Source organism: Halomicrococcus pelagicus (genome assembly GCF_050954125.1).
This window is the reverse complement of record NZ_JBPBWC010000004.1, coordinates 61,138-77,239: the sequence shown is the minus strand read 5'-3', so window position 1 is coordinate 77,239 and position 16,102 is coordinate 61,138. Positions and strand designations below refer to the sequence as shown.

Sequence of the window (16,102 nt, the reverse complement as noted above, 5' to 3'; positions counted from 1 at the left end):
ACTGCGGTGAGTCGCGGCGAGCACGCCGACCCGAAATCAGAACTCGTTGACAACCGGGATACCGACCGTCTCGTAGTCGCCGAGGGTGGCAATCTTCTCCGGAACGTCTTCGAGCGAGACGGTCTCCGAGACTATCCGTCCGGGGTCGAGCTTACCCCGCTCCATCATGCGGAAGATTTCGTCGTACTCCTGCGGTGGCATGCCGTACGAGCCGTAGAACTCCCGTTCGTCCGTCACCATGATGTCGATTGGGAGCGAAACCTCTCCCTCCTCGTCGGTGGTGGTGAGCCCGATTTGGAGATGTTGACCGCCCTTTCCCAGACTGTTCACCGAGTTTTTGCAGGTCTCCGCGATACCGAGCGCATCGATGGAGACGTCGACGCCGCGACTCTGCTCGGTGACTCCCTTGACTGTCTGCGGAACGTCCGCGACCTCGGCGGCGTGTACCGTCTCGTCGGCGCCGAGTTCGACTGCCTTGTCGAGCGAGTCCCGATTCAGGTCGACGGCGACGACGCTCGCACCGAGCGCGTCGGCGACGTGGATGGCCGAGAGGCCGACGCCGCCGCATCCGTGGACGGCGACCCAGTCGCCGGGGTCGACGTCGACGCGGTGGGCGACGCCGTGGAACGCGGTGGCGAATCGACACCCGAGGCTCGCCACCGCCGTCGGGTCGACGCCGTCGGGAAGCACGACGGCGTTCTGGTCCGCTTCACGCACGGGATACCGTTCGGCGAACGCACCCGGCGCGAAATCGAGGAACCCCATCGGAACTGACCGCTCGCATATGTTTCCTCGTCCCTCCCGACAGCGGACGCACGTTCCGTCGCTGAGATTGAACGGGTTGGTGACGCGGTCGCCTTCCCTGATACGTTCTACGTCGTCGCCGACCTCCACCACTGTGCCGACGGGTTCGTGGCCGAAGACGAGTCCGGGCGTCGGTCGCATACCGATCCAGCTCCAGTCGCCCTGCCAGGCGTGCCAGTCGCTCCGGCAGATGCCACAGGCGTCCGTTTCGACGACGATACCGGCGTCGTCGCACTCCGGCGGCTCGACGTCCTCTATCTCGAGGGGCTCTTTCGGCCCCTGAAAGACTGCTGCTCTCATGGTTGGTTGGTTCGTTCTGGCGTTTCAATCACGTCCGCTACCCCAGCTTCGGAAGTTCGTCGAAGTTGAGCTTGACCGATTTGACCTGCCTGTACCCTTCCAGTGCCTCGACGGCGAGTTCGCGTCCAATGCCGCTCTGCTTGTAGCCACCGTACGGCGCGGGTTCGAACAGGTCGTTGTAGGTGTTTATCCACACGGTGCCCGCTTCGATCGCGCTCGCCATCTGGTGGGCCGTCTCGAGGTCGGTCGTCCAGACGCCGGCGGCGAGGCCGAACCTGGTGTCGTTCACCCGCCGGACCAGCCGCTCCGGGTCGGACCACTCGAACACGCTCAACACCGGGCCGAATATCTCCTCGCAGGCGACCGTATCGTCGTCCTCGACGTCGACGAGGACGGTCGGCTCGACGAACGGTGCACCGTCCAGATCGGAGTCAGTGGGCTCTTCCCCGCCGTACGCTACCTTCGCGCCGTCCTCCACCGCCGTCTCGATGTACGACCGCACGTCTCGCAAGTGGTCGTGATCGACGAGCGGACCGATATCGGTTGTCGGAGCGAGCGGGTCGCCGACGGTCAGGCCGTCGATGGCGTCGACGAACTCCGCGAGGAACTCGTCGTAGATGTCCTCGTGGAGGTACAGCCGAGAGCCGGCGGTGCACTGTTCGCCCTGATTGTAGAAGATACCGATGAGCGTCCCTTCGACCGCCTTCTCGACGTCGGCGTCCGGGAACACGACGTTCGGACTCTTCCCGCCGAGTTCGAGCGCGACCGGTTTGATCGTCTGCGCTGCGTTTTCCATGACGTGTCGTCCGGCGCCAGTCGAGCCGGTGAGCGCTACCTTTCGGACGGCGTCGTGGCTGGCGATGGCGTCGCCCACGTCGCCACCGGGTCCGGTGACGACGTTGATCGTCCCTGGTGGGAGCACCGAATCGATGATTTGCGCCGCCTCGAGCGTGGAGAGGACGGCGCGCGAAGACGGTTTGTAGACGACGGTGTTCCCCGCCGCGAGCGCGGGAGCTACCTTCCAGGCGACGAACATCGCGGGGAAGTTCCACGCGCTGATCTGGCCGACGACGCCGTAGGGTTCTTTGAGCGTGTACCCGACCTTGTCGTCACCCATCGGCGGCAGACGACCTTCGTCGGTCGTCCGGGCGAGGGCGGCGAAGTGGCGGAACTGCTCGATCATAATCGTCGTGTCGACGAACAGCGAATGCTGGTTGGCCTTCCCCACTTCGAGGCTGTCGAGCCGTGCAAGTTCGGTCTTCCGTTCTTCGAGTTCGTCGGCCACCTCGTTCAGGAGCGCCGCACGTTGCTGCGGTGATTTGTTTCCCCACTGTCCGTCGAACGCTTCTCGTGCAGCCGTAACGGCGCGCTCGACGTCTTCGGGGGTTCCGTTCTGAAACGTCGCCAGCGTCTCCCCGGTCGTCGCGTCGACCGCCGCCATCGTCTCGCCGCTCGCGGACGAGCAGCGATCTCCGCCGATCAGCAGGCCGTACTCCTCCTCGCTCACGACGTCCGCTGCGGCGTTCCGATGTCGCTCTCGGACGGGGTCGCTCACGTCGATGCGGTCGACATCGTAGTACTTCCGTTGTATCATTGGACGTATCAGCTATTCATTCTATGCCCCACGCCGATCGAAACCGCGCTCGCGTACCGTCGCGCCGTTCTGATTCTGCGACGGATATCCGACCGACCGTCCTCCTTCTCCGCCAGCTGACGAGGTCTACGTACGATTCGCTCGACGCCTCTCGCCGTCCGTCTCTCACGCTCGGTAGTCTGTGAGACATTGACTCTTACACCGGTTCGACATGGTTCCGCAGCGTCGATTACCGTTTCGCCTCTCATACAGGGCCCTTTTTTATTTCCCGAGTCTGTCGGTCCAAACGGACGCAGTCCCCGATGTCGAACGTGGAACGGGGGCAACCACTCCACGGAGTTCCCTGCGGCAAGCTGGGCGTCACCGTTCAGGCATCAGCGATTGCTCGAAAACAGTACGGACGACTTCGAGTCGCGTTGATTGTGAACGCCCCCGTTCGTGTGGCAGTGTCGTTGGGCGGCGTTCCGGTCGTCGAGAACGGACGATTCCGTTCGGCGCGGGTCAGGCCTCCATGACGAGGCCGTAGACCAGTCCGAGCACGCCGCCGTAGAGGGTCCATCCGAGGACGCCGACGAGACCCGTAACGGTGAGGTACGGAACGGGCGTTTGAACCCCCATGAAGACGCTCAACCACAGCGGCATGAGGACCAAGTGGAAGACGATACCGACGCCGAGTCCGTAGACGTTCCCAAGCGCGTTCGTCGTGACCGCGAGCGCCGACCGGTTGAGTAGCGGGACGAGCACCTTCTGGAGCATCGGACGCTGGCTCGACAGCATAATCACGCGGTTGACGAAGGTGTTTATCGATCCCGAGACGAACACGCCGAACGGAACGGCGAAGAGCACGCCGAGCGCAAGCAGCACGAGCCACCCGCCGTTGAGCGAGTCGGCACCGACGAGTGCTCCGATTCTGTGGATCGAGGACGTGTCCCAAAGCTGGACGACTAGTCCCGCTTGCACCGCGCCGGCGAGCCCGCCCGCGACGATCGCCTCACCTTCGTCGACGCCGAGGCTGAGGTCGAAATCGGCGAGGGAGGGGGTATCGAACTTCACAGCGACACCCCCGACGTGGTGTTCTCCCCTTCGTTCGTTCCACCGGAATCGGTGCCGGTGCTCGTGGCGTTCGTCCCTGCCGACTTCGACGAACGAGTCTCGCGCTTGGTCGTGGGAATGGTCGTATCGGGGGTTGACGACGTCTGGGCTAGCGACGTGTTCGAGGCCGTCGTACCGTCGGTCGCCCTTTCCGTCTCGGGAGTGGTACTCGACGACGTCGACGCAGTGGTCGTCGAGGTCGACGTCGTTTCGGTCGACTTCTGCACGTTGGTCTCGTTTGTGCCACCATCGGTGACCGTCCCATCCGAAGAGGCGCTGTCACTGGAATCGGTCGGCGATGTCGTCGAGACGGTATCGCTTTCTCCCGACTGCGTCTCTTCGTTCGTCTCCGTCGCGGTTGTAGTCTCGACGGTCTCCGTCGCCGTTGTGACGGAACTACTCGTAGTCCGTTTCGCATCGTCGATCGTCTCGTTGGCGCCGTCGGTTCCGTTCTTCGTTTGTTGTGCCGTACTTTCGACCGACTCTTTCGTCTGCTTCGTCGTGCGTTCGACCGTCTCGGTGGTATCCTTTGTCCAATTCGTCGCGTCGTCGGTCTGGCTCCCTACCGTTTCCGTCGCGTCTCCCGTTGATTCGTTCACCTGTTCCGTCGTATTTTCGACCGTTTCGACGGTGTCGTCAACGCCGTCGCCGGTACGGTTCGTTGCGTCGTCAGTCCGGTTCGTCACCTGCTCTACGGTCTTCTCGGTCGAGTCGGCAGATTCTTCAGCTTCATTTTTCACGCGGTCAACCGTCTCGTTGGTTCGGTTGGCTACCTGTTCGGTCGTCTCGTCGGTCTGGTTCGTCGCTCGGCCCTTCGTCTCTTCGACCGTGTCGGTAACGTCGTCCGATTCGTTTGCTACCCGGTCCGTTGCATCTCCTGTTGATTCGTTCACCTGCTCCGTCGTGTTTTCGACCGTTTCGACGGTGTCGTCGACGCCGTCGCTAGTACGATTCGTTGCGTCGTCGGTCCGGGTCGTCACCCGGTCGACGGTGTCGGTGGCTCGGTCTGTCGTTCGGTCGACGGTGCCATTTGCCCGTTTCACGGCGTCGTCTGCGCTCTCTGGTACTTGTTCCGTAGCGTTCTGTCCAGCATCGGCGGGAGTGGTGGCCGTCGTTTCGTTTTTCGTGCGATTCACCGCATCGTCGACCGGGGCAGTCGTTCGGTTCGTGGCGTCTTCGGCGTCTTTCTGCGGTCGGTCGATGGAGTCCGGATTCGTCGCTCCCGGGGCGTCGTTTGTCCCGTTCGTGACGGTGTGATTCGACTCCGCAGTCGAGTTGTTCTCCGGCGTTACCCCGAACTCGAACCCGTGCGGTTCGGGGACGGTGGTCGAGGCATTCAGCGAGTCGAACGCGAAGGAGTTCGTCGCGAATAACGAACTGCTCACTTGAGTAGCGTTGACCACCCCGGGGTTCAGCTGGTCGGTGGAGACGCACTGGTTAGCGGCGCTCAGTAGGTTGACCTCCCTGTTTTCACCGGTTGTGTACAGTACGACGGGTCCGTCGACTCGTGCCCGCTCCGTGTGTACTCGCTCTCTTCCGGGGAAGTAGAGGGTGAACTCCTTGAGCGTCGCATTCTGAATTGTGAGCTTGTTTCGACCGTCGTCCAGCTTCTCCGCACAGATACGCCCGTCCGACTGGAGGGCGATTGCGCCGATTTCGACGGTGATAGCGTCGTCGCCTCCGCCTCCGCCGCTCTCCTGGGCCTGTGTCGCTGGCACCGTTGCTATCGTGGTGCTCACGGCGAGGAGCACGACTATCGCGAGACAGCGGACCTGCGTCGCTGTCCGCCCCGATTCGCTGGTCGACTCGGTCCCGACAGTGACGCCGTCCCAAAACGTTCGCTCATTGTCCCGACGTGGAACGAAGCGGCCGTTTTTGATCGATTCAGGGAGAGCACTCGTCAAGCCAGATCCGAGCCGACGTAGTATCTGTCTCATCACTCGGTCGATTCGTCTGAGGTGTTCGGTTCGTCCTCGGTGACCTCCTTCGGAGTCCACGAGATACAGAGGCTGCTACCTATTATCCCGATGATCATGCCGACGAGTAGACCTCCTAAGGCTCCGAAGAGCGAGAGAATCGAGAATGCCACGCCGACGATACCGAGCTGGGTCGAAAACTCCGGGCGCATGAACGTGAACACGCCGCTGAGGAACACACCCGCGGCGAAAAACAGCCCGATGAAGGTGTAGGAACCGCCGACGAAGATGAGCTCAGTGGCGAACTGTAGCGGCACCCAGCCGATGAGGAGTCCAGCGACGCACAATAGGACTCCGCCGAGGAACGGTCGGCGCGAGCGGTACTCCTTGAACGGAAGCCGCGGACGACTGACGGAGTTGCGTATCGTTCGTAGTCGTGTTTCGACGGATTGTGGAGTCATAGTCGTTCGGTGTTTGAATCGTAGTTCTCGGTTGCGTTTCTAATCGTACACTTCAACTGTCGTTTCCCGAACTGGAGCTGTTACTGCTGTTGTCGTCCCCTTCGACGTCCTTTCCGGTCGCTTTGTGTTCGTAGTTGCCGTCACCGTCGGGGTCGTACTGGACGTCGATTTGCAGACCAGGCAGCGAAATTTGGGACGTGGCGAGGTAGTGGGCCTGTATTTCGGCGTCCTTGAGAACGACCGCCGGTTTGGACCCCGAGATGTTAACCATCTTTCCCTGCGCTTGGACTTCCTTTCCGTTTCTGATGCCGAACGAGTCCTCGTAGCCTTTCGGATGGTCGTCGATTAGCTGTCCACCGAACGTCGCGTTCTCCGCTTGAATGTTACTGGCTTTCAGTATCTGTTCGTCTATTCTCACTTTATCCTTCTTCGAGGAGATAACGATGCGTGCGTTCCCGTTCAACATCGGCACCTCGTCGACCGGCAGTTGTTTGATCAACACCATGTTCACGATTCTGGTGTTCTTCTGTTCGACGACCGCCACCGGGTAGGCTTTCTGTTCGCTCGTGTCTTCGACTCCCGGGTAGAGCATCTGATCCGATGCGGTGATCTTGTCGGCTTTGATAGTGAATCCGCCGACGCCGGCAACCGGTAGTGCGTACGCGGTACCCGACGAGATAATCACCATCGCGACGATTGCGAGTATTGCAAACGATGCTCCCATGCTCTTTGCGAATAGTTTCCTATTGTACATTGTGTGGTGTCCTGGTGTGTCCGCTTGCTCGGGGTACTGGCTGAATCATGGTGTGTTGTGCCATGACCCTGGGAGGTTTCTTTATCATTGTTAGTACTCAGTCTTTGGTCCCTTATCCAAGGGTCTTTATACCAATGTAGAATATCATACGTAGAATCAATTCAAATTATAAAATAAATGTTATACTGAAGCGTTATTTATGAATCATTTCCGTCACTGGGGCTGCGGTTCGGGATGCGACAATGGGTGGGCGCGCGACCAGTCGAGCGTTACGACTGACGCTACTCGGCTACACTAGCGGTTCGTACACACTACCGACGCAAAGACAGTAGCGATGGGAAAAGCGGTTCACCCCCGTCTGAACTTCTCGTCTGCGAACTCGTCGTCGAGCGAGCCCGCCAGATCCGTCAGTCGAACCGCGGCGTCGGAGTACTGAAGGACTTTCTGCATGTCGCCGTCGAGTTCGAAATCGCCGCTCATTAGCCCGTCGATGATTCCCTGTTCCTGCTTCAGGAGGGACTTCCACTTCTCGGTCGTCGCCGTTAGATGGAATCCGTTATCGACCTCGTCCTCGCTCTCGACGAGTCGCGTTCCGGTGCATTCTCCGTCTTCCAGACCGAGATACGCGAGTCCGACGTACCCTCTATCGTCCGTCTCCCGTAGGTAGGTAGTGATCTCCTCCTGGAGGTACGTGGGCATCGCGTCGATATCCATCTCGTCGACGGGCATTTCCGTCAGTTCGAAGATGAAATCGCCATTGAATCCGACGCCCCAGCCCTCGCTTATCTCCTCGTACTCATCGTCCTCGTTGATTCGATCTTCGTACGTCGAGAACCACGCTTGGCTCGGGAAGATCAGCGAGTCAGTTGTGGAGTCTTTGTTCGCCATTGTTTCACACAGATAGTCGATGGAGGAACCGCGTATACTTTCCTCCTCTTATGCAAGACTCCTTAATAGCGATCCGTATACGAAAACAGCAGACGAACCGTGAGGCCGGTCCGGCCTTCACTCACGTCCCCTTCTACGTCTGTCTGACGAACGAACGCAGGCGCTACGGGAAGCGGATGAGCGCGTCCAAGGACACCTCGCTTCCTCCACGCTTGCGTTCACCCCGAACGAGAATGTTTCATCTTTTAGCCAAAATCTATATAAGGATTTCCACAATCACCTGGAGTATGAGATACGTCGAGTGTGTACTCATCCCGGACGAGGGAGGCCTACACCCGACGGAACAACAGTTGGCCAACGAAACGGACGTAAGCGTGAAGCTCCTCCACAACATCAACCTGCTGAGCGACGACACGATAGTCACCCTGTACCAGCTTTCCGGTGACGCGACGCGTGTGGAGGAGATCCTCGATGATTCGTCCGACGTGATAACGCACAACACGACCTGCACCGGAGATGAGGTGTTGGCCTATATCCACTTCGACCCGAACGAGACGGTCTATCAGCTGTTGAAGGTACTGCAGGAGTACGAACTCGTACTCGACACGCCGTTGGTGTATACGAAACTCGGCGGACTGAGCGTCAGGCTCATCGGGAAGCAAAACACCATTCGCGAGGCTATTCCTGCGGTGCCGAAAAACGTCAGAATCAAACTCGAACAGACGGGAGAGTACGTACCGACTGCAGACCGGTTTTTCGCGCAGCTCACCTCCCGACAGCAGGACACGCTTGTCAAAGCCGTCGAAGTGGGATACTACGACGTTCCCCGGCAGGCGACACACGAAGACATCGCCCGAGAACTCGACCTGACCGGCGGAACCGTCGGCGAACACCTCCGGAAAATCGAGTCGAAGATTTTCACACAAATCAGCCCGTAGTACACTTCGTCCGTTCTCCCGCGTGGGCTCGTGGCGCGAAAGCAGCGTTCCCCGATACTGCACGGAGACTACTCGCCGGCAGACCGAAACATCCGATAGGCGCCGTGGCCGATGGCGACGGGTTGGGTATCACCGCCGGGTTGCTCACTCTCGACGGTGATCGTCGAGACGCCGATGGTGCTCCCCGCACGGATCACTTCGGCGGTTGCGGTCAGGTCGTCGGTTGCTGGACGGAGGTAGTTAACGTTGAGGTTCACCGTCGCTATCTTGCCGCTGAACGGGTCGTCGAGAAACGGTCGGAGTGCGATGCCGCCCGCCGTATCGATCAGCGTCGCAGCGACCCCGCCGTGTATCTGTGGTCCCAGCTCAGGGTCGCTGTCCGCCCCTTTCGGTGGCTTGTTCGTCAGTCGTTCGTCGAACGGGATGGTCACTACGACTTCTCCGTGCTCTATTTTCTCCACTCGTGCGCCCAACCACGATAGGTAGCTGTGGCGTTCGTCGATGTACTGTTGGACGATCTCTGCCGCGTCGTCGGTTCGTTTTTGAGACATCTTTGTCTTCGATATTAGCTTGGATGGTCAGTCGAACGATTCCGTCGATAGGCATCGTCTTTCATTCGGCTACGTTTCGGAGCATTCTCAGAACTCCTCCGAGGACGCCTCCGATGATTCCGTCGACAGCCACGAAGAGCGTTATCGCGAACACGAATAACAGGGGACCGAACGTGACGAACGTGAACGTTGGGGCGATCGGCCCAGTGAACTCACCGATCATCGTTGGCGGTTCGAGATACATACCGAGCAGCACGCCCTGAACCATCGCAAACCCGCCCAGCGACAGACCAGCTCCTATGCCGCTGAGGAGACCATGAATCGGACCGCGGACGGTCCCACCGACGATGTACGCAGCTACGAGTCCGCCGACCAGTCCACCGTACAGCTGCGTGAACAGGGGCACCAGTAGACTGGTCATACTCACGAGAACGCCAACCGCCACGCCCACTTTGATCGCGGTAGTGTTGATACCCTCCGTCACTCGCTCCTGAAACACCGCTTTCGTCTCGCGCTCGAAGGGAATGTTTTCGAACATGAACTATCTCTCTGGGAGCGTGAAATCGATCGCCACTCCCTGACCAAACCCGACACACTCCGTCGCTAAGCCGCGTTTAGCCCCGCGTTTCCGCAGTTCGTGAACTAGCGTCACGGGGAGCCGCGCACCGCTCGCCCCGAGCGGGTGTCCGATGGCGATAGCGCCGCCGTTGACGTTGAATCGTTCGTCGGGAATTCCGAGAACCCGCTTGCAGTGGACGGTCTGGCTGGCGAACGCCTCATTCAGTTCGACGAGGTCGTAGTCGTCGATCTCTCGATTCGACCGCTCCAGTAGCTCCTCGACTGCGGGAATCGGTCCGATTCCCATCATCGTCGGATCGACCCCGGCGACGCTGTTGTTGCCGACCTCGGCGAGCACTTCCAACCCGTGTTCGTCCGCGAACTCGGCACTCGTGACGAGTAGCGCCGCCGCCCCGTCGGAGACCTGCGAGGCGTTGCCGGGAGTGACAGTGCCGTCCGCCTTGAACACGGTCGGGAGTTCGCCGAGCTTCTCGGCCGTCGTGTCGGGGCGGAGCCCCTCGTCCGTTTCGACGGCCCCCTCGTCGGTTTCGATGGGAACGATTTCGTCGTCGAAGCGTCCCTCCTCGGTCGCCGCGACTGCGCGCTGTTGAGAGCGGGCGGCGTACTCGTCCTGCGTCTCCCGGCCGATGTCGAACTCCTCGGCGACGTTCTCGGCGGTCATCCCCATCTGGAGGTCCGAAGGGTTGTAGTGCGCAAGCAACTCCGGATGCAAATTTTGGATGTTCGCTCCCATCTCCACCCGACTCATGTTCTCGACGCCGCCGGCGATGATTGCGTCACGCTGCCCCGCACGGATGGCATCCGCGGCGCTGATGAGGGCTTGTGCGGAGGAGGCACACCAGCGGTTGAGCGTCGTTGCTGGAACGGACTCGCCCAGTTCCGAGAGCAACGCGATGACTCTTGCGAGATTGTTCCCCTGCTCGTCGCGCTGCTGTGCACATCCCCACATCAGATCGTCTATCTGTTCCCCCGAAAGAGCGGTCTCGGCCAGTATCTCGTCGACGAGCGGGACCGACAGGTCCTCGGATCGAACGTCCGCGAAGACGCCGTCCTCCTTGCCCTGCGGTGTCCTGTACGCCTTCACTACGACGGGTGTAGTATAGTTCATCGGGAGTACGCTGTGTTCAACGTTAGTACGTGACGAAAAGCCGATTTCCCCTCGTATGCGCGGGACTTGATGTGGAGTATCGTATCCGGAACTGATTCCGACGGTGAATCGTCGTGCCGGTAGACGTGACCAAACGCCGTCTCAACGACCTGACGAACGTTCGCCCGCTACAGCTGACGTCTCTTCCTCCTCGCCCCGTCTCGCGGACGACCATCGGACTCGAATCGCGGAGGCAGTCGCCGGCGACTGTCGCGTTAGCGTCATAGTCGCGGGCACCGCCACCGTAGAAGAGCGTCGCCGAGAAGATGCCCCGCCGTTCGCAGCGAGATTCTGTTCCGCCCGCGAACGCTCCGAGGGAGTATCGGTGAAACCGGTCGGACGACGATGGCACTTGATTTCCCTCTCATCGGAGGCATCAGTGCTACCTGGTACGGGGAACTACGCATGGACGCAATGGTCGATAGAGACGATCTCAGACGACAACTCCGTGAAGCGTTCGAGGGAGCGGATTACCCCGTCAGTAACCCGATGGACCTCGTTCCGGCGCTCCCGAACGGGCCGTCGACGAAGTTCGAATCTGGCGATACTAGCTTCACCGCCATGGAGCTAAACGCCCGGGCGAGCGGCAGACAGGACTTCCCGTACGATGACCCCGACGCATTGGTCGATGACGTCATGGCGGGGCTGAAAGAAGAGGGCGAGCTCAACTGACGCCCCGATAGAACGGCGAGACATCGCCGCGACGGCAAAAGGACGGGTAACCGTTCGTCTCGTCCTCGCCAGCGCCGTTTTCTCCGCGTCACGCAACACGTCCAATCGTGATCGTGCTGTAGTCGAGAGCAGAAGGCAAACCGTATCGAACGTAGATCGTACGTCTGTGACGAATAGAGTACGGTAGCGAACGTTGACGTGAACGGTGCCGGGAATATTGGACAACAGTATCTCCGAGTTATCGCTCCCAGGAGCAGACTACGATATCCGACGTGGGACTCGTCGCCCTTCGGAGGAGGGCGTCGATACGGTGAAACAGCCGAGGTCGCTATCAGCCCTCCGCTCACCGATCTTCAGACTCGTGTTCTCGAAGGGCGAACTTGTCCGTCTTGCCGACGTCCGTCAGCGGTATCTCCTTGATGAAATCGATCTCCCACGGCATCGCCTGTCTCGGTACCTTGCCCTCGAGATAGTCCACGACGTCCTGCGTCGAAAGCTCTCCATCGTACGCCGGGTCGGGTTCAACGTATATTTTGACGCGTTCGCTGCCCGGCCGTTCCGGGTCCGGTATCCCGATGGTGGCGGCACGTTTGACGCCGTCGAGGCCGAACATGATCTCGTCGACCTCCTCCGAGTACACTTTCAGTCCCGACACGTTGATCATGTTCTTGACGCGGTCGACGATGTAGAACTGACCGTTAGAATCAACCTTCGCAACGTCTCCAGTCGAGACGAATCCCTCCTCGTCGAACGGTTGCTTGCCGTCGTCGAGATAGCCTTTCATCCGCTGTGGGCCACGGACCAGCATTTCGCCTTCGAGCTCCTCCGCTGCGGCTCGTTCGAGCGGGATTTCCGCCTCCGAGTCGACGTCGACAAGCTTGACCTCCGTGTCGGGCACCGGAACGCCGATGGTCGGCTGATCGTATCCGGCCGTTTCGTCACTCGACCCCGTGAGCGACTCCTGTAGACCTCGGACGTTGAAATGGGTTATCGGCGACATCTCCGATAGGCCGTACCCCTGAGAGACCCCCCGACTCTCGTCTTGGAACTGCTCTTTCGTCTCGTTAGCCAACGGTGCAGAACCGGAAATTCCGATGACGTCGTTTTCGAGCTCTTCGTCGACGATCTCCATGAACTGCGTCGGCACGCCGAGCATGATAACTGGGGAGTGGTCCTCGATGAGCTGGCTCATCACCTCTGTATCGCGGGCGTCGGGGACGACGAGGACGTCCAGTGCCAGTTCGAGCAAGGAGTTCGCGACCGAGTACCCATACGCGTGGTACATCGGCAACGCCATCACGGCCGCCTCGCTGCCACGCATTAGCTCGGATATCCTGGACTGAGCGGCGACCCCCTGGAGGGCGTTGGCGACGAGGTTCCGATGCGTGAGAAGACATCCTTTCGGGAGGCCCGTCGTTCCGCCGGTGAACAAGAGCGTGTGAACGTCCTGCTCGACGTCGAACGTGACGTCTGGCGGACGTGGTTCCGCGTCGGCGACGACGTCGGTCCACCAGTCGACGCCGTCGAGTTCCTCGTGGTTCGCAGGCGGGTCCGCCGAGTAGTCGTCTATCGAGGTCAAGATGACGTCCTCGATTCCGAGCTCTTCCGAAAGGGAACGGATCAGTTCGTGATGCTCGTCGTGTCCGATCAGGACCTCCGGACGACCCTCTTCTAGCCGGTAGACGAGGTCCTCCTTCGCGTCGAGAAAGTCGTTCGGGATGTGTACGCCGCCGACTCGTGAGATCGCGTTCGTGGCGACGATAAACTGCGTCGACGTGGGGAGAATCGTTGCCACGCGGCTCCCCTTCGTGACGCCCCTCTCTCGCAGTGCGGTTGCTAACCGTTCGACCTCCTCGACGATTTCCGGATAGGTGAACTTGCGTCCGAACTGTACGACGCCCTGTTCCGGATGTTCGTCCGCGGCCTCGTAGAGAAACCGGTGAACTGGTTCATCCGGATACGGTTCAAGGGTCTCCGGGATTCCAAACTGCTCGTACTCGTCCGACCAAAGATTCGGACTCTGGGCCATGTGGGGTTCACTTCGTTCTCGCACCGCTCTAAGACTACTCACTCTCATACGAGGCGATTGAAGTCAAGAGAGAGGACGGGGGCGGCGATGTCCGCGATGCTTCTCCGAACGTTCGCACGAGATTCGGCCGGAATCGACGGTCACAGTCACGACCAGAGCCGGCCGATCTCGAACGAGATAGCACAGTCTACCGGTGAGCTTCGACATAAAGAGCCTGCTTGGCGCGGCAGTTTTTTGAATAATCCACCCATCTAAACACAGAACTGCGAAAGATAGTTCCAAGGGTAACAGATGAGGCCGGGAACAGGTACTATCCGCGCATCCGACGACACCCATCGCTCGACTCGGGTTCATTCCTCCCAGGATGTGCTCCTCGATTCGGGCTACAACACCGTCAAAACATGACTCAAAGCAAATTCATGAAGCAGAAGGACTTTACCACCGAGGAAATCGTGGAATTCTACAACGATACGGCGTGGGAGTACAAAGCGTTTTGGAGCGATTTCAACCTCCACTACGGATTCTACGACGAGAACCACACTACCCACGAGGAAGCGATGGTAAATTCGAATCGGATTTACGCGGAGAAGTTGGGGGTCGAAAGAACAGATACGGTCCTGGACGTCGGAACAGGCCGTGGTGGTCTTCCAATCTGGATCGCCGAACACGTCGGAGCAGACGTCCACGGCATCGATATCGATCGACGCCACGTAGACGAGGCAAAAGCGAACGCTCGCCGCCGGGGAGTTGCATCGAACACCGATTTCGAGGTCGCTAACTTTCTCGACATCCCGTATCCTGACAGTACGTTCGACGCGCTGTCCGGAATCGAGACCGTCTGTCACACGAAACGCAAGAAGGATTTTCTGCGGGAGGCCCGACGCGTCTTGAAACCCGGTGGAAAAATCCTCCTCTCGGACGGGTTCGTCAACCAGTACGATTTAACGGCTAACGAAGAGAAAACGATGCGTACGCTGGCCGATGGTTGGGCCGTTCCCAACTTCTCTCACGTCGCGGACTTTCGAGCCCACCTCACGGACCTGGGGTTCACGAACGTCGATTTCGATAACCATCGCGATTATATCCTTCCGTCGTCACGTCGGCAGTTGTTCCTGTCGATCGCGATCACGCCACTTCTCAAAGTTGCGTCGGCGCTCGGTATCAAGGACGAATCGTCGGTGAAACAGGGTATCGCCCTCTATCACCAGTACGACGCGATCAAGAGCGGTCTCGCCGTCCACGGTGACTTCACGGCTACCCTCGGAACGTGACGGCCCATCTTCTTACAAGGAGGGAATCCGCCGCCCGAATGGCGTCAGCACGTTCGCTGGCGCTCGCACCAGACGAGTATCGTGACCGGCTTCGACGCTACAGTGCCTCGTCCTCAGGTCTGTTCGGGGTTTCTCGAGCGCTCTGGCATCGACGCCGAGGCATCGTCCCCACTCTCGACCGTGAAAGCCGGGAAGACAACGCGGACGTCGATGGAGTCGCTCCCGAGCACGACGAACCCGAGGAGGATCGTCAGGAAGCCCGCGACGGCGAGTCCCGAAATCACCTCTCCGAGGAGCGCCCAGCCACCGAGACTGGCGACGACCGGGACGACGTAAAAGGCGAGGTTAGCGCGGATCGCGCCCGCTTCGTCGATGAGACCGAAGTAGGCGACGTACGCGATCGCGCCGGCGAAGAGTCCGACGTACGCGAGGGCGAACAGGGCTTCCGACGTCCAGACCACCGACGCGGCCGACTCGCCACGCCACCAGCTCAGACCGTGCGTGAGAGCGGCAGCGATGGGGAGGGCCCAGGCAGTCCGGACGGTGCTCGAGACGGTGCTGTCGGCTCGCCGAATGAGGACGCTCCCGAGCGCCCCGCTCGCCGCCCCGGCGAACAGGATCGACTTCCCGACGATGCCGCCAGTCAGGTTTCCCGGGTCGGGATTCACGACGAGAACGACGCCGGCGAGAGCGAGCACCATCCCGGCCGCCTCCCGCGCCGAGAGCCGTTCGTCCGCGAGGAGGACCGCGGCGAACACCGGCGTCAGTATCGGGTTGAGACTGAACATGATCGCACCCACCGCGCTGGTCGTGTACTGCTGGCCGACGAACAGCAACGCGTTCGTCAGGCCGATCGCGAAGACACCGGTCGCGAGGATACTCGCGACGTCGCCGGCGGTCCGCGGTAGGAGTTGCTTCCGCGGAATCGCGTAGACCGCGTAGAGAGCGACCGCAACTGTCGCGATGTCGTACCGTAGTGCGACGAACAGGAGCGGCGGGAGGTAGTCGAGACCGGCCTTCGTCGCGACGAACGTACCGCCGAAGAGGATACTCGTCGCCGCGAAGAACGCGAGTGTGCGACGCCCGATCATCTTACGGAATCACCT

Annotated in this window: 15 protein-coding genes; 3 read left to right on the top strand and 12 right to left on the bottom strand. The window is 60.3% G+C overall.

The annotated features are described in order from the left end of the window. Window positions 1–36: 36 nt before the first annotated feature. The 7 genes from ACRYA2_RS10155 to ACRYA2_RS10125 form a co-directional block, all read right to left on the bottom strand. A complete protein-coding gene (locus ACRYA2_RS10155; RefSeq protein ID WP_433627292.1) occupies window positions 37–1,104 on the bottom strand; it encodes a zinc-dependent alcohol dehydrogenase family protein in 1,068 nt (355 codons plus the stop codon). A 37-nt stretch (window positions 1,105–1,141) separates the two neighbouring features. Next, complete coding sequence (locus tag ACRYA2_RS10150) at window positions 1,142–2,698, bottom strand: aldehyde dehydrogenase family protein (protein WP_433627289.1); 1,557 nt, start codon at window positions 2,696–2,698, stop codon at window positions 1,142–1,144. A gap of 501 nt (window positions 2,699–3,199) precedes the next feature. Next, a complete protein-coding gene (locus ACRYA2_RS10145; RefSeq protein ID WP_433627286.1) occupies window positions 3,200–3,751 on the bottom strand; it encodes a hypothetical protein in 552 nt (183 codons plus the stop codon). Continuing rightward, window positions 3,748–5,529: a hypothetical protein gene (locus ACRYA2_RS10140; protein ID WP_433627283.1), complete on the bottom strand. Its 1,782-nt coding sequence runs from the start codon at window positions 5,527–5,529 to the stop codon at window positions 3,748–3,750. The genes ACRYA2_RS10145 and ACRYA2_RS10140 overlap by 4 nt, the downstream gene beginning before the upstream one ends. Before the next feature lie 197 nt (window positions 5,530–5,726). Further along, window positions 5,727–6,167 (bottom strand): DUF6114 domain-containing protein, encoded by a 441-nt coding sequence (locus ACRYA2_RS10135; protein ID WP_433627281.1) that lies wholly within the window; start codon window positions 6,165–6,167, stop codon window positions 5,727–5,729. Between the two features lie 52 nt (window positions 6,168–6,219). Beyond that, complete coding sequence (locus tag ACRYA2_RS10130) at window positions 6,220–6,891, bottom strand: DUF6230 family protein (RefSeq protein WP_433627278.1); 672 nt, start codon at window positions 6,889–6,891, stop codon at window positions 6,220–6,222. A gap of 378 nt (window positions 6,892–7,269) precedes the next feature. Then, window positions 7,270–7,809 carry a sterol carrier protein gene (locus ACRYA2_RS10125; RefSeq protein WP_433627275.1) on the bottom strand — a complete coding sequence of 180 codons (540 nt, stop codon included), beginning with the start codon at window positions 7,807–7,809 and terminating at the stop codon, window positions 7,270–7,272. A gap of 50 nt (window positions 7,810–7,859) precedes the next feature. Between ACRYA2_RS10125 and ACRYA2_RS10120 the strand changes: the two genes are divergently transcribed. Beyond that, window positions 7,860–8,747: a helix-turn-helix domain-containing protein gene (locus ACRYA2_RS10120; RefSeq protein ID WP_433627273.1), complete on the top strand. Its 888-nt coding sequence runs from the start codon at window positions 7,860–7,862 to the stop codon at window positions 8,745–8,747. A 68-nt stretch (window positions 8,748–8,815) separates the two neighbouring features. Here the strand turns inward: ACRYA2_RS10120 and ACRYA2_RS10115 are convergent, their stop codons facing one another. From ACRYA2_RS10115 to ACRYA2_RS10105, 3 genes are all read right to left on the bottom strand, one after another. Beyond that, window positions 8,816–9,298: a PaaI family thioesterase gene (locus tag ACRYA2_RS10115; protein ID WP_433627270.1), complete on the bottom strand. Its 483-nt coding sequence runs from the start codon at window positions 9,296–9,298 to the stop codon at window positions 8,816–8,818. A gap of 61 nt (window positions 9,299–9,359) precedes the next feature. Further along, on the bottom strand, window positions 9,360–9,836 hold the full coding sequence (locus tag ACRYA2_RS10110) for a hypothetical protein (protein WP_433627268.1): 477 nt from the start codon (window positions 9,834–9,836) through the stop codon (window positions 9,360–9,362). A 3-nt stretch (window positions 9,837–9,839) separates the two neighbouring features. Then, window positions 9,840–10,985, bottom strand: coding sequence for a thiolase family protein (locus ACRYA2_RS10105; RefSeq protein ID WP_433627265.1), 1,146 nt, complete (start codon window positions 10,983–10,985; stop codon window positions 9,840–9,842). A gap of 453 nt (window positions 10,986–11,438) precedes the next feature. Between ACRYA2_RS10105 and ACRYA2_RS10100 the strand changes: the two genes are divergently transcribed. Beyond that, window positions 11,439–11,696 carry an MTH865 family protein gene (locus ACRYA2_RS10100; protein ID WP_433627773.1) on the top strand — a complete coding sequence of 86 codons (258 nt, stop codon included), beginning with the start codon at window positions 11,439–11,441 and terminating at the stop codon, window positions 11,694–11,696. Window positions 11,697–12,039: 343 nt separating this feature from the next. On the opposite strand, the gene ACRYA2_RS10095 is transcribed toward ACRYA2_RS10100, so the two are convergent. Then, window positions 12,040–13,725, bottom strand: coding sequence for an AMP-binding protein (locus ACRYA2_RS10095; RefSeq protein WP_433627262.1), 1,686 nt, complete (start codon window positions 13,723–13,725; stop codon window positions 12,040–12,042). 401 nt (window positions 13,726–14,126) lie between these two features. Between ACRYA2_RS10095 and ACRYA2_RS10090 the strand changes: the two genes are divergently transcribed. After that, window positions 14,127–14,996, top strand: coding sequence for an SAM-dependent methyltransferase (locus ACRYA2_RS10090; protein WP_433627260.1), 870 nt, complete (start codon window positions 14,127–14,129; stop codon window positions 14,994–14,996). Between the two features lie 113 nt (window positions 14,997–15,109). Here the strand turns inward: ACRYA2_RS10090 and ACRYA2_RS10085 are convergent, their stop codons facing one another. Beyond that, window positions 15,110–16,087 (bottom strand): DMT family transporter, encoded by a 978-nt coding sequence (locus ACRYA2_RS10085; RefSeq protein WP_433627257.1) that lies wholly within the window; start codon window positions 16,085–16,087, stop codon window positions 15,110–15,112. Between the last annotated feature and the right edge of the window lie 15 nt (window positions 16,088–16,102).